This is a genomic window from Janthinobacterium sp. FW305-129 (assembly GCF_020858115.1).
In the GTDB taxonomy this organism is placed as follows: Bacteria; Pseudomonadota; Gammaproteobacteria; order Burkholderiales; family Burkholderiaceae_D; genus Janthinobacterium.
Genome location: NZ_JACYMM010000011.1, coordinates 37422 through 50746, shown reverse-complemented (window position 1 = coordinate 50746; position 13325 = coordinate 37422). Strand labels below are relative to the sequence as shown.

The window sequence follows — 13325 nt, the reverse complement described above, 5'->3', positions numbered from 1 at the left end:
CAAAAATGGTTTTCCCGCAGCAGGCCAGCCCCCGGAAAACAGGGCCGATGCGCGCCATGGGCGAATTTCTTTTGCTTTAAACCAAGTCTTTCGCTGGGACTGATTGCTGTTGTGCCTGGATGACGAAAGTATTGTCATGTGTCAACTAACTGTAAAAAATTCAATTTTCCGATTTCGTTTTTTTCGATGTTTACGGTAGGAAAACACATGTGTGCAGATGAGGTAGCACATTCACTATCTTTCATAAGTATCTAATTTATCGATATATTTTTATTTGAGACTCCTTCAACGATATGCGCTAAGTCCTTAATTTCATTAATAAAATTCCTGTTTTGCCAATCGGAAACCGCTTGACCACTATCTTTGCTTCCTCTAAAGTGGGCAACTGTGTGAAAAAGTGTGTTTTTGTGGGAAATTTTCCCTTTTCATCGTGATGCGCAAGCGTCGCAAGCCAAGCTCAAAAAAAGGTCTTCCGTGTTTCAAGGCGCGTCCGCAATCAATCTCGATGCCAAAGGCAGGATGTCTATCCCTGCCAAGCACCGTGACGCGCTGTCGATTCAATGCGAAGGCCGCTTGACCCTGACCAAACACCCCGATGGCTGCCTGCTGTTTTTCCCCCGTCCCGTGTGGGAAAGCCACCGCCAGCAAATCGCCGCCTGGCCCATGTCGGCGCGCGCCTGGCAGCGCATCTTCCTCGGCAACGCCGTCGACGTCGAGCTGGACTCGGCGGGCCGCGTGCTGATCTCGCCCGAATTGCGCAACGCCGTCGGACTGGCGCGCGAAGTCATGATGATCGGCATGGGCAGCCACTTTGAAATATGGGATGCCGCCAAGTTGGCCGACAAAGAACAGCAGGCAATCGATGCCGGCACCCCCGATGTACTTTCCAATTTTTCTTTCTAAGGCTCCGTAATGACACAACTCACGGTGCCGGAATTTCAGCATCGCACGGTGCTGCTCGATGAAGCGGTCAATGCGCTCGACCTGTCGGGCGACCGCGCGCACGGCATTTACGTCGATGGCACGTTTGGCCGCGGCGGCCATAGCCGCTTGATCCTGTCGCGCCTGGCCGCTGACGCGCGCCTGATCGGCTTCGACAAGGATTTGCAGGCCATCGCCACGGCCGAACAGATCGGCGACCCTCGCTTTGACATCGTCCATGACAGCTTTGCCACCATGACGGCCAGCCTGGCCGAACGCGGCGTGCAGCAAGTGGACGGCATCCTGCTCGACCTGGGCATCTCGTCGCCGCAGGTCGACGACGCGGCGCGCGGTTTCAGCTTCCGCAACGACGGGCCGCTGGACATGCGCATGGATACTACGCGCGGCATCTCCGCGGCCGAATGGCTGGCGGTGGAAACCGAGCAGAATTTAGAGAAAGTGATACGCGATTATGGGGAAGAACGGTTTGCTTTTCAGATTGCAAAGGCGATTGTTGCTGGCCGGGCAGTCCAGCCAATTTCAAGCACACGACAGCTTGCCGGCATCGTGGCAGGCGCCGTCAAGACCCGCGAGAAGGGTAAGGACCCCGCTACCCGCACCTTTCAGGCCATACGCATTTTCATTAACAAAGAGCTCGAGGATCTCGAGATCGGCTTGAACCAGGCATATGCCTGCCTGGCGCCCGGTGCGCGCATGGCGGTGATCAGTTTTCATTCGCTGGAAGACCGCATGGTCAAGCGCTTCTTCGCCTCGAAGGCGAACGTGGAGCAGCCTGACCGCCGCCTGCCGATCCGCGCGGTCGACTTGCCGCAGCCGGAAATGAAGCTGATTTCGAAGATGAAGCCGTCCGACGCCGAGATCGAGGGCAATCCCCGTTCGCGTTCGGCCGTGATGCGCGTGGCGCAGCGTTTGCCCATCCCAGTCAGTGGCGGCGCCCGATGACTGGCAAGCTGTGTGTCGTGCTGTCGGCCCTGCTGGTGTGCTGCGGCCTGTCGCTGGTGAACGCGCAGTACCAGTCGCGCCACCTGCTGATCGACCTGGAGCGCGCGCAAGCGCTGTCGCGCCAGCTCGACATCGACTGGGCGCAGCTGCAGCTGGACCAGTCCACCCTGGGCAAGCATGAACGCATCGAAGCGATTGCACGGCGTGACCTGAGCATGACGCCGCTGACGGCGGCGCGTACGCAATACCTGACGGAGGGCGAATAATGAAGTTGGGCGGTAACAGCAACGGCCGGGTGGCGGCATCGAAAGGCGTGCCATTCTCGAAGAACCCCGTACTGGCGGTGCGTCTGCCCGTCTGGCGTTCGCGCGTCGTGCTGTTCCTGCTGTTCTTCGCTTTCGCCGGCCTGGGCGCGCGCGCCCTGTGGCTGCAGGGCGTGTCGACGCAGTTCCTGCAAAAACAGGGCAAGGCGCGCTACGAGCGTACGCTCGAACTGCCGGCCACGCGCGGCAAGATCACCGACCGCAACGGCCAGGTGCTGGCGTCGTCCGTCCCCGTGAAAGCCATCTGGGCCATTCCCGACGACGTGCTGCAGGCGTCCCCTGAAAAAATCAATGCGCTGGCCGGCCTGCTGGAAATGAACGTCAACGAATTGCGCAAGAAGCTCGATTCGGACCGCAGCTTCGTTTACCTGAAACGCCAGGTCGAGATGGATGTGGCCGACAAGATTTCCAAGCTGGGCATCGACGGCATCGACGAGCGCAAGGAATACAAGCGCTTTTATCCGCAGGGCGAAGTGATGACCCACGTGGTGGGCTTTACCAACGTGGAAGACGTGGGCCAGGAAAGCATGGAACTGGCGCAGCAGAAAACCCTCGTCGGCACCACCGGCAGCCGCCGCGTGATCAAGGACCGCCTGGGCCACATCGTCGAAGACATCGGCTTCATCCACGAACCGCATGACGGCAAGGACCTGACCCTGTCCGTCGACAGCAAGATCCAGTACATCGCCTTCACGCAGCTGAAGGAAGCGGTGGAAAAATTCAATGCCAAGGCGGGCGGCGCCGTGGTGCTCGACGTGCACACGGGCGAAGTGCTGGCCCTGGCCAATTACCCGAGCTACGACCCGAACGACCGCCGCAAGCTCACGGGCCAGCAGTTGCGCAACCGCGTCATGACCGATACTTTTGAGCCCGGTTCGACCCTGAAACCGATCACGGTGTCGCTGGCGCTCGACACGGGCCGGGTCAAGCCGACCACCCTGATCGACACGGGCCCGGGCCGCTACACCATCGCCGACCGCACGATCACCGACACCAAGCCGCACGGCGTGATCAACGTCTCCGAAATCATCGAGATGTCGTCGAACATCGGCACCTCGAAGATCGCGCTGGGCATGCCGTCGCAGGAAATGTGGGAAATGTTTACCAAGGTGGGCTTCGGCCAGCAGCCGAAATGGGGCTTCCCCGGCGCCGTGGCCGGCCGCGTGCGTCCGTATAAATCGTGGCGCCCGGTGGAACAGGCGACCATGAGCTACGGTAACGGCATTTCCGTGTCGCTGATCCAGTTGGCGCGCTCTTATATGATGTTCGCGCGCGACGGCGACACGATTCCCCTGTCATTCCAGAAGGTCAATGAACTGCCCGTGGGCCAGCAAGTGATCAAGCCGAAGACGGCCGCCGAAATGCGCGCCATGCTGGAACTGGTGGTCTCCGGCGCGCACGGCTCGGCCAAGCGCGCCCAGGTTGCCGGCTACCGCGTGGGCGGCAAGACAGGCACCGCCTATAAAGTGGAAAACGGCCGCTACGCGATGCCGCGCAAATACATCGGCTCTTTCGTGGGCATGGTGCCGATGTCGGCGCCGCGCTTCATCATTGCCGTGATGATCGATGAACCGACCGGCCCCGCCCACTATGGCGGCCAGGTCGCCGCTCCCGCTTTCGCGGCGATTGCGACCAACGCGCTGCGCGCGATGAACGTACCGCCCGATTCCTCCGTTACCGAAATCGTGGTCCCGGCCAATGCCGGCCCGGAGGCCATGTGAAGTCACTCATGACCATACAAGACATCAGTTTGTGGATCAAAACGGCTGCCCCGTCGGGGCAGCTGACGTCCGATTCGCGCCGCGTGCAGCGCGGCGACGTATTTTTCGCCTACGCGGGCGCCACACATTTCATCGACGCCGCCATCGCGCAGGGCGCCGCCGCCATCGTGCATGACGCCGTGGAATGGAACGCCGCATGGACCGTGCCGCATCTGCTGGTCAGCGACCTGAAGCGCCTGGCCGGCCCCGTGGCGCATGCTTTTTACGATATGCCCGACAGCGCCATGTTCAGCGCCGGCGTGACTGGCACGAATGGCAAGACCTCGTGCGCGCTCTGGCTGGCGCAAGCCCTGGCGCGCCTGGGCGAAACATCGTCCGTCATCGGGACCTTGGGCGTGGGCCTGTGCAAGCCGCGCGGCGCCATCGAATTCGACGTCACCGGCTACACCACGCCCGACGCCGTGCTGCTGGCACGCAAACTGGCCGTCATGCGCGACGCTGGCGCCAAGGCCGTTGCCATCGAAGTGTCGTCGATTGGCCTGGACCAGGAACGCGCTGCCGGCATGCATTTCGACGTCGCCATGTTTACCAATCTGACGCGCGACCACCTCGACTACCATGGCGACATGGCGGCTTACGAGGCGGCCAAAGTAAAACTGTTCGACTGGCCCGGCCTGAAAACGGCCGTCATCAACCTGGACGACCCCATGGGCCTGCGCCTGGCGGCGCACGTGGACGGCAAGCTGGCCGGCGCGTATCCCGTCATCGGCTATACCTTGCAGGATGCGGCGGCCTTGCCCGATCTGCCTGGCGTGCTGATGCTGCGCGCCAGCCAGTTCCGCAGCCGCAATGCCGGCACCGACTTCCACCTGGAGTGCGCGCTGGGCGTGGCGCTCGTCAAGACGCAGCTGGTGGGCCATTTCAATATCAGCAACGCGCTGGCCGTGCTGGGCGCCTTGCTGGCGCACGGCACCGGCCTGCGCGCCGCCATCGACGGCATCGAATCGCTGCAGCCGGCCCCGGGCCGCATGCAGCAGGTGGGTGGACAGGACGCGCCGATGGTCGTCATCGATTACGCGCATACGCCGGACGCGCTGGAAAAAACCCTGGCCGCCTTGCGCCAGGTGGCGCAGGAGCGGGGCGGCCAGCTGTGGTGCGTGTTCGGCTGCGGCGGCGACCGCGATCCGGGCAAGCGTCCGCAGATGGGCGCCATCGCGCAGCTGGCCGATCACGTGCTGGTCACCAGCGACAATCCGCGCAGCGAAGACCCGCACGCCATCATCGCGCAGATCGTCGCAGGCATGCGTGCCGACGGCCCGCAGCCGCAAGCCATCGAAGACCGCGCCGCCGCCATCCTGTCGGCCATCAAGCACGCGGCCAAGCCGGACGTGATCCTGTTGGCGGGCAAGGGCCATGAGCCGTACCAGGAAATCAAGGGCAAGAAGCTGCCGTTCTCCGACGCCGACCATGCGCAGCTGGCCCTGTCCGCGCGCCTGACCATGATGAGGACGAACTGATGCGCGGCACCCTGACAGAACTGATGCCGTCGCTGCAAGGGGCGCAGCTCACGGGCGATGCCGTTTTTGACGGCGTTTCCACCGACAGCCGCAGCGCCCAGGCCGGTTCGCTGTTCGTCGCCCTGCGCGGCGAGAGTTTCGACGCCCACGATTTTCTTGAACAAGTGGCCGCCAGCGGCGTCGCCGCCGTGGTGGTCGAGCGCCTGCCCGCAGGCTGGGACAGCGGCAAGGTAGCGGCCATCGTGGTGCCCGATACCCTGGCCGCGCTGGGCCGCATCGCCAACCACTGGCGCGGCCGTTTCAATGTGCCCGTCATCGGCGTCACCGGCAGCAACGGCAAGACCACCGTCAAGGAAATGATTTCATCGATCCTGGCGGCGGCCTTTGGCGAAGAAGCGCGCCTGGCCACGCGCGGCAACCTGAATAATGAAATCGGCGTGCCATTGACCCTGTTCCGCCTGAATGAAGAACACAAGGCGGCCGTCATCGAGATGGGCATGAACCATCCGGGCGAAATCGCGCGTCTGGCCGCGATTGCCGCGCCGACCCTGGCGATGGTCAACAACGCGCAGCGCGAACACCAGGAATTCATGCACACGGTGGAAGCGGTGGCGCGCGAGAACGGCGCCGCGCTGGCAGCCCTGGCGCATGACGGCGTGGCCGTCTTCCCGCACGGCGATGAATTTACGCCCTTGTGGCGCGAACTGGCCGGCGCGCGTGCCGTCATCACCTTCGGCCTGTCGAAAGACGCCGACGTGAGCTGTACGCACCGCGCGGCCGAGGATTTTGGCAGCGACTTGTTCGTCAGCGTGCGCGCACAGGATGGCAGCTTGCGCCAGTTTTTTGTCGGCCTGCAGGCGGCGGGCGACCACAATGTGCGCAATGCGCTGGCCGCGGTGGCATGCGCCGTCGGCGCCGGCATCGCGCCAGAACATATCAAGCAGGGCCTGGAGGCGTTCGCGCCCGTGAATGGCCGCCTGCAGAAAAAACGTGCCGCCAACGGCGCCACCATCATCGACGACACGTATAACGCCAATCCGGATTCGGCGCGCGCGGCCATCGACGTGCTGGCGCAGGCAGCAAAACCGCGCATCCTGGTGCTGGGCGAGATGGGCGAAGTCGGCACGCAGGGGCAGCAGTTCCACGAAGAGATCGGCGCCTACGCCGCCGCCAAAGGCATCGAATACGTGCTGGCGACGGGCGGCCTGGCGCGCCATCTGGTGAATCCGGCGCAGGCTGCCGCAAGCCAGGAATCAGGCACGGTCGTGGAGTATTTCGAACAGTTCGACGGCTTGCTGGCGGCGCTCGATGCGCGTCTGTCCGGCCGTTCGGATGCAACAGTATTAATCAAGGGCTCCCGCTTCATGAAGATGGAACGGGCCGTGCAGCATTTGATTGGTTCAAACAACAAAAACAAGGAAGCTCACTAATCATGCTGCTCTGGCTCGCTCATTATTTCCAGGACGACATTGGCCCATTGCGGGTCTTTAACTTCATCACTTTCCGCGCCGTCTTCGCCACCCTGACGGCGATTTTGATCGGCCTGTGCGCCGGCCCCGCCGTGATCCGCATGCTCACGCGCATGAAGGTCGGCCAGGCCGTGCGCACGGACGGCCCGCAAACGCATCTGAAAAAGCACGGCACGCCCACCATGGGCGGTGTGCTGATCCTCATCGCCATCGGCATTTCCACCTTGCTGTGGGCCGACCTGTCGAACCGCTTCATCTGGCCCGTGCTGATCGTCACCCTGGGCTTTGGCGCCGTCGGCTGGGCCGACGACTACCGCAAGGTGGTGCACCAGGATCCGGAGGGCATGCGCTCGCGTGAAAAATACTTCTGGCAGTCGCTGATCGGCATCGTCGCCGCGTTTTACCTGGCGTTTTCCGTCTCCGTGTCGGAACCTGACGCGGGCCACGTGTGGAATCTGATCTACGCCTGGGTGCAGTCGGGCTTCGCCATGGACCTGCCGCCGAAGGCCGATTTGATCGTGCCGTTCTTCAAGACCATCAGCTATCCGCTGGGCGTGTGGGGCTTTATCGCGCTGACCTATTGCGTCATCGTCGGCACCAGCAACGCCGTCAACTTCACGGACGGCCTCGATGGCCTGGCCATCATGCCGACCGTGATGGTGGGCACGGCCCTGGGCCTGTTCGCCTACCTGACGGGCAACGCCACGTATGCGCGCTACCTGTTCATCCCGCACATTCCGGGCGCCGGCGAACTGGTGATCTTCTGCGGCGCGCTGGCCGGTTCCGGCCTGGCCTTCCTCTGGTATAACACCCACCCCGCCAAAGTGTTCATGGGCGACGTGGGCGCGCTGGCGCTGGGCGGCGCACTGGGCACCATCGCCGTCATCGTGCGCCAGGAAATCGTCCTGTTCATTATGGGCGGCATCTTCGTCGTCGAAACGCTGTCCGTGATCATCCAGGTCGTCTGGTTCAAGTACACCAAGAAGCGCTATGGCGCCGGCCGCCGCGTCTTCCTGATGGCGCCGTTGCACCACCATTTTGAACAAAAAGGCTGGAAGGAGACGCAGGTGGTCGTGCGTTTCTGGATCATCACCATGATGCTGGTGCTGCTCGGCCTGACCACTTTGAAGCTGCGCTGATGATGTACCAAGATAAAACCGCACTGGTACTGGGCCTCGGCGAATCGGGGCTGGCCATGGCCCTGTGGCTGGCCCGCAGCGGTGCGCTAGTCCGCGTGGCCGATACAAGGCAAACCCCTGAGCGCCTGTCCGCGCTGCAGACCGCCGTGCCGCAGGCGCAGTTCATCGCCGGCGCCTTCACGGCCGAACTGCTCGATGGCGTCGACTTCGTCGCCGTCAGCCCTGGCCTGGCGCCGGGCCGCGAACTGGCTGGAATCGCCCCGGCGGCGCAGGAAAAGAACATCCCCGTGTGGGGCGAGATCGAACTGTTCGCGCAGGCCCTGGCGGCGCTCAAGGCGGAACGCGGCTATGCGCCGAAAGTCATCGCCATCACGGGCACCAACGGCAAGACGACCGTCACCAGCCTGGTGGGCCTGTTGTGCGAACGCGCGGGCCTGGCCACGCGCGTGGCCGGCAATATCAGCCCGGCCGCGCTGGACGTGCTGCGCGAGGTGCTCGATGCCGAGCCCGCGCCGCAGCCGGTGGAGGCGGACGCTGAAGCGGCCGAACCCGTCGCCAGTACCTTGCCGCAGGCATGGATACTCGAGTTGTCCAGCTTCCAGCTGCACACGACGTTCAGCCTGCAGGCCGATGCGGCCACGGTCCTGAATCTGTCGCAGGATCACCTGGACTGGCATGGCGACATGGCGGCCTACGCTGCCGACAAGGCGCGCATCTTCGGCGAGCAGACCGTGCGCATATTGAACCGCGACGATGCGGCTGTCATGCACATGGCCGATCCGCTGACCGAGACGATCACCTTCGGCACGGGCGAACCGGCGGAAGTGGACAGCTTTGGCCTCGTCAATGAACGCGGCATCTTCTGGCTGGCGCAAGCCGTGCCCAGCGAAGAAGTGATCGAGAAAAAACGCAGGAAGAACGATCCGGCGCCGGAACCGGTGCCGACGATGGCCAAGAAACTGATGCCGGCCGACGCGCTGAAAATCCGCGGCCAGCATAACGCCTCGAATGCGCTGGCGGCGCTGGCCCTGTGCCGCGCCATCGGCCTGCCATTTGCGCCGCTGCTGCACGGCTTGCGCGAATACCAGGGCGAGCCGCACCGGGTGGAGCTGATCACGGCCGTGGCTGAAGTTGAATACTACGATGACAGCAAGGGCACCAACGTGGGCGCGACAGTGGCTGCGTTGTCCGGCCTGGGCAAGGCGTTTGGCGGCGCGGAACAGCGCCTGGTGCTGATTGCCGGCGGCGACGGCAAGGGGCAGGATTTCTCGCCGCTGGCCGAACCCGTGTCGCGCTATGCGCGCGCCGTGGTGCTGATCGGCCGCGATGCGCCAGCCTTGCGCGCGGCGCTGGAGCCGGCCGGCGTGGACATCGTCGATTGCAGCACCTTGCCCGAGGCCGTCAAGCGCGCCAGCAGTCTGGCGCTGGCCGGCGATGCCGTGCTGCTGTCGCCCGCGTGCGCGAGCCTGGACATGTTCAAGAACTATGCGCACCGCGCGCAGGTGTTTGTCGACGCCGTGCGCGACATCGCCCTGGAAAACGGACAGGATATCTGATGGCCTTCCAACTGCCCTTCAGCTTTGGTTCCGGCTCGGCTGCCAAGCCGCTGGATGGCCGCGCGCGGCAGTCGAAGATGATGGACTATGACAAGCCGCTGGTGTGGGTTGTCCTGCTGCTCATGTTGCTGGGCATGGTGATGGTGTATTCGGCGTCGATCTCGCTGTCGGATGCGCGCAAGTTCGCCGCTTATACGAACAATTATTTCGTCGTGCGCCAGGCGCTGTTCATCGGCGTGTCGGTGATCGCCGGCGCGCTGGTGTTCCGCATCCCCGTCGCCACCTGGCAAAAGATGGCGCCGTGGCTGTTCATCGGCACCCTGGTGCTGCTGGTGATGGTGCTGATACCGGGCCTGGGCGTGTCCGTCAACGGCGGCCGCCGTTGGCTGAACCTGCCGGGCCTGCGGCCGCAGCCGTCCGAACTGATGAAGGTGGTGATGGTGCTGTACGCGGCCGACTACACCGTGCGCAAGCAGGAATACATGCACAAGCTGACCAAGGGCTTCATGCCGATGGCGCTGGCTGTCAGCTTCGTCGGCTTGCTGCTGCTGATGGAGCCCGACCTGGGCGCCTTCGGCGTGATCGTCTGCATCGCCATGGGCATCCTGTTTTTGGGTGGCGTCAACGCCATCTGGTTCGGCGGTATCGGCGCCATGCTGACGGCGATCTTCGTCACTATCATCGCCTTGTCGAAATTCCGCCGCGAGCGGTTTTTTGCGTATCTCGATCCGTGGCAGGAAGACAATGCGCTGAACAAGGCTTACCAGCTGACGCACTCGCTGATCGCCTTCGGACGCGGTGAACTGTTTGGCGTGGGACTGGGCGGCAGCGTGGAAAAACTGCATTATCTGCCCGAAGCGCATACGGACTTTTTGCTGGCCGTGATCGGCGAGGAGCTGGGCCTGGTGGGCGTGCTGGTCGTGATCGGCATGTTCTACTGGATTATCAAGCGGGCATTTGACATCGGCCGCCAGGCGATCGCCATCGACCAGACCTTTGCCGGCCTGACGGCGAAAGGCATCGCCATCTGGATCGGCGTGCAAACCTTCATCAACATGGGCGTGAACCTGGGCCTGCTGCCGACCAAGGGCCTGACCTTGCCCTTGATGAGTTATGGCGGCACGGGCGTACTGATTAACTGTATCGGCCTGGCGATTTTGCTGCGCATCGATTATGAAAACCGGATCCTGATGCGGGGAGGCCGGCTATGAACAGCGTGACGAAATTGAAAACGACGAAAAGACTGATGATCATGGCGGCCGGCACCGGCGGCCATATTTTCCCTGGCCTGGCGATTGCGCAGACGATGCGCGCGCGCGGCTGGGAAGTGAGCTGGCTGGGCACGACCCACGGCATGGAGCAGGAACTGGTGCCGAAAAGCGGCATTCCCATGGATGCCATCGCGTTCTCCGGCATGCGCGGCAAGGGCCTGGCGCACACCATCCAGGGCGGCTTCAGGATGCTGGCCAGCTTCTTTGCCATCCGCCGTTTCATCGCCAGCCGCAAGCCGGACGTGGTGATGGGCATGGGCGGCTACGTCACCGTGCCGGGCGGCCTGATGGCGCGCCTGAAGGGCGTGCCGCTGGTGCTGGTCAATGCCGACGCGGCGCTGCTGCTGTCGAACAAGACCCTGGTGCCGCTGGCGCAGCAGGTGTGCTTCGGCTTTCCCGCCGATTTCGGCAGCGCTGCCGGCAAGGCCATCGTCACGGGCAATCCCGTGCGCGCCGAGATACTCGCCATGGTGCCGCCAGCCACGCGTTTCGCGGGCCGCAGCGGACCGTTGCGCATCCTCGTGGTGGGCGGCAGCCTGGGCGCGAAAGCGCTGAACGACAACCTGCCTGCCGCGCTGGCGCTGGTGCCGGAAGCCGAGCGTCCGCTGGTGACGCACCAGTCGGGCAAGAAGAATATCGACACCCTGCATGCCGCATATGCGCAGGCGGGCGTGCAAGCCAAAGTGGTCGACTTCATCGACGACATGGCCAGGGCGTATACCGAGGCCGACCTGGTGATCTGCCGTGCGGGTGCCATCACCCTGTCGGAATTGACGGCGGCCGGCGTGGCCAGCGTGCTCGTGCCGCTGGTGGCGTCGACCACCAGCCACCAGCGCGACAACGCGCAATGGATGGCAAAACAAGGCGCGGCGATTCATCTGCCGCAGACGGAAATGAGTGCGGCGTCGCTGAGCACCCTGCTGGCATCGCTGAGCCGCGATACCTGCCAGCATATGGCGCAGGCGGCACTGGCAGCAGGCAAGCGCGACGCCAATGAGGCGATCGCACACGTATTGGAAAAACTGGCATGAGGTTAGCTCTGTGAAGCATAAAGTAAACAATATCCACTTTGTCGGCATTGGCGGCAGCGGCATGAGCGGCATCGCCGAAGTGCTGGTCAACCTCGGCTACAAGGTGTCGGGCTCCGACCTGGGCAGCAATGCGGCGACGCAGCGCCTGGCGGGCCTGGGCGCGACCGTCATGCTGGGCCACGCGGCCGAGAACATCGGCGACGCCGATGCGGTAGTGACGTCGGGCGCCGTCCCGCAAGACAATCCGGAAGTGGCGGCAGCGCGCGCGCGCAAGATTCCGCTGGTGCCGCGCGCCGTGATGCTGGGCGAGTTGATGCGCCTGAAGCGCGGCATCGCCATCGCCGGCACGCACGGCAAAACCACCACCACCAGCCTGGTCGCTTCCGTGCTGGCGCAGGGCGGTCTCGACCCGACTTTCGTCATTGGTGGCCGCTTGACCAGCGCCGGCGCGAACGCCAAGCTGGGCTCGGGCGACTACCTGGTGGCCGAAGCCGATGAATCGGACGCCTCGTTCCTGAACCTCACGCCGATGATCGAAGTGATCACGAATATCGACGCCGATCACATGGATACCTACGAGCACGATTTCGAAAAGCTCAAGCAGGCTTTCGTGCAGTTCACGCACCGCTTGCCGTTCTATGGCCGCGCAATGCTGTGCATCGACGATCCGCACGTGCGCGCCATCATCCCGTCCGTCACCAAGCCCGTCACCACTTACGGTTTCGCGGAAGACGCGCAAGTGCGCGCCATCAACGCGCGCGCCGTGGGCCTGGAAATGCATTTCACCGTGCTGCAGGAAGGTTATCCTGACCTCGACGTGGTGCTGAACCAGCCCGGCATGCACAACGTGCAGAATGCCTGCTCGGCGATCGCCATCGCGCGCGAAATCGGCATCGCCGACAGCGCCACGCAGCAGGGCCTGGCCGAGTTTTCTGGCGTGGGCCGCCGCTTCACGCGCTATGGCGACGTGGCGCTGCCGAATGGCGGCAGCTTCGCGCTGGTCGACGATTTCGGCCACCATCCGGTGGAAACGGAAGTCACCCTGGCCGCCGCGCGCGCCGCCTATCCTGGCCGCCGCCTGGTGCTGGCGTTCCAGCCGCACCGCTACAGCCGCACGCGCGACCTGTTCGAGGATTTCGTCAAGGTATTGGGTGCGCCCGACGTCTTGCTCTTGTCCGAAGTGTATGCGGCGGGCGAGGCGCCTATCGTCGCCGCCGACGGCCGCGCACTGGCGCATGCGCTGCGCGCGCGCGGCAAGATCGAACCGATTTTCGTCGAGTCCATGACGGACATGGCCGACACCATCATGAGCGTGGCGCGCGACGGCGACGTCGTGCTGACCATGGGAGCCGGCTCCATCAGCGGCATCCCGAATCAACTGACAACGTATCAATCCAACACTGTAAAGGCCTGA

Annotated in this window: 11 protein-coding genes; all 11 read left to right on the top strand. The window is 63.6% G+C overall.

What is annotated here, in order from left to right:
• Positions 1-474: 474 nt before the first annotated feature.
• From mraZ to murC, 11 genes are read left to right on the top strand one after another with little or no spacing between them, the layout of a single operon-like run.
• A complete protein-coding gene (gene mraZ, locus IGS61_RS21405) occupies positions 475-903 on the top strand; it encodes a division/cell wall cluster transcriptional repressor MraZ (RefSeq protein WP_230541485.1) in 429 nt (142 codons plus the stop codon).
• Between the two features lie 9 nt (positions 904-912).
• Entirely contained in the window at positions 913-1884 is a 972-nt protein-coding gene (rsmH, locus tag IGS61_RS21400) for a 16S rRNA (cytosine(1402)-N(4))-methyltransferase RsmH (RefSeq protein WP_230541484.1), read from the top strand.
• A complete protein-coding gene (gene ftsL, locus IGS61_RS21395) occupies positions 1881-2150 on the top strand; it encodes a cell division protein FtsL (RefSeq protein WP_010394930.1) in 270 nt (89 codons plus the stop codon). Before rsmH ends, ftsL begins: the two co-directional genes overlap by 4 nt.
• Positions 2150-3928, top strand: coding sequence for a peptidoglycan D,D-transpeptidase FtsI family protein (locus IGS61_RS21390; protein WP_152254313.1), 1779 nt, complete (start codon positions 2150-2152; stop codon positions 3926-3928). The genes ftsL and IGS61_RS21390 overlap by 1 nt, the downstream gene beginning before the upstream one ends.
• Positions 3929-3936: 8 nt before the next feature.
• A complete protein-coding gene (locus IGS61_RS21385) occupies positions 3937-5445 on the top strand; it encodes a UDP-N-acetylmuramoyl-L-alanyl-D-glutamate--2,6-diaminopimelate ligase (RefSeq protein WP_230541483.1) in 1509 nt (502 codons plus the stop codon).
• Positions 5445-6875, top strand: coding sequence for a UDP-N-acetylmuramoyl-tripeptide--D-alanyl-D-alanine ligase (locus IGS61_RS21380; protein WP_230541482.1), 1431 nt, complete (start codon positions 5445-5447; stop codon positions 6873-6875). Before IGS61_RS21385 ends, IGS61_RS21380 begins: the two co-directional genes overlap by 1 nt.
• Positions 6876-6877: 2 nt before the next feature.
• Entirely contained in the window at positions 6878-8053 is a 1176-nt protein-coding gene (mraY, locus tag IGS61_RS21375; protein WP_034748886.1) for a phospho-N-acetylmuramoyl-pentapeptide-transferase, read from the top strand.
• Positions 8053-9609 (top strand): UDP-N-acetylmuramoyl-L-alanine--D-glutamate ligase, encoded by a 1557-nt coding sequence (gene murD / locus IGS61_RS21370; protein ID WP_230541481.1) that lies wholly within the window; start codon positions 8053-8055, stop codon positions 9607-9609. Before mraY ends, murD begins: the two co-directional genes overlap by 1 nt.
• Entirely contained in the window at positions 9609-10820 is a 1212-nt protein-coding gene (ftsW, locus tag IGS61_RS21365) for a putative lipid II flippase FtsW (RefSeq protein ID WP_230541480.1), read from the top strand. The genes murD and ftsW overlap by 1 nt, the downstream gene beginning before the upstream one ends.
• Positions 10817-11911 carry an undecaprenyldiphospho-muramoylpentapeptide beta-N-acetylglucosaminyltransferase gene (gene murG, locus IGS61_RS21360; RefSeq protein WP_230541479.1) on the top strand — a complete coding sequence of 365 codons (1095 nt, stop codon included), beginning with the start codon at positions 10817-10819 and terminating at the stop codon, positions 11909-11911. Before ftsW ends, murG begins: the two co-directional genes overlap by 4 nt.
• Before the next feature lie 10 nt (positions 11912-11921).
• Positions 11922-13325, top strand: a complete 1404-nt coding sequence (murC, locus tag IGS61_RS21355; protein ID WP_230541478.1) for a UDP-N-acetylmuramate--L-alanine ligase — start codon at positions 11922-11924, stop codon at positions 13323-13325.

Excerpts from the sequence above, each read along its gene's own strand:
- ftsW (WP_230541480.1), top strand. The coding sequence starts at position 9,609 with ATGGCCTTCCAACTGCCCTTCAGCTTTGGTTCCGGCTCGGCTGCCAAG.
- murD (WP_230541481.1), top strand. The coding sequence starts at position 8,053 with ATGATGTACCAAGATAAAACCGCACTGGTACTGGGCCTCGGCGAATCG.
- IGS61_RS21380 (WP_230541482.1), top strand. The coding sequence starts at position 5,445 with ATGCGCGGCACCCTGACAGAACTGATGCCGTCGCTGCAAGGGGCGCAG.
- rsmH (WP_230541484.1), top strand. The coding sequence starts at position 913 with ATGACACAACTCACGGTGCCGGAATTTCAGCATCGCACGGTGCTGCTC.
- IGS61_RS21390 (WP_152254313.1), top strand. The coding sequence starts at position 2,150 with ATGAAGTTGGGCGGTAACAGCAACGGCCGGGTGGCGGCATCGAAAGGC.
- IGS61_RS21385 (WP_230541483.1), top strand. The coding sequence starts at position 3,937 with ATGACCATACAAGACATCAGTTTGTGGATCAAAACGGCTGCCCCGTCG.
- murG (WP_230541479.1), top strand. The coding sequence starts at position 10,817 with ATGAACAGCGTGACGAAATTGAAAACGACGAAAAGACTGATGATCATG.
- mraY (WP_034748886.1), top strand. The coding sequence starts at position 6,878 with ATGCTGCTCTGGCTCGCTCATTATTTCCAGGACGACATTGGCCCATTG.
- ftsL (WP_010394930.1), top strand. The coding sequence starts at position 1,881 with ATGACTGGCAAGCTGTGTGTCGTGCTGTCGGCCCTGCTGGTGTGCTGC.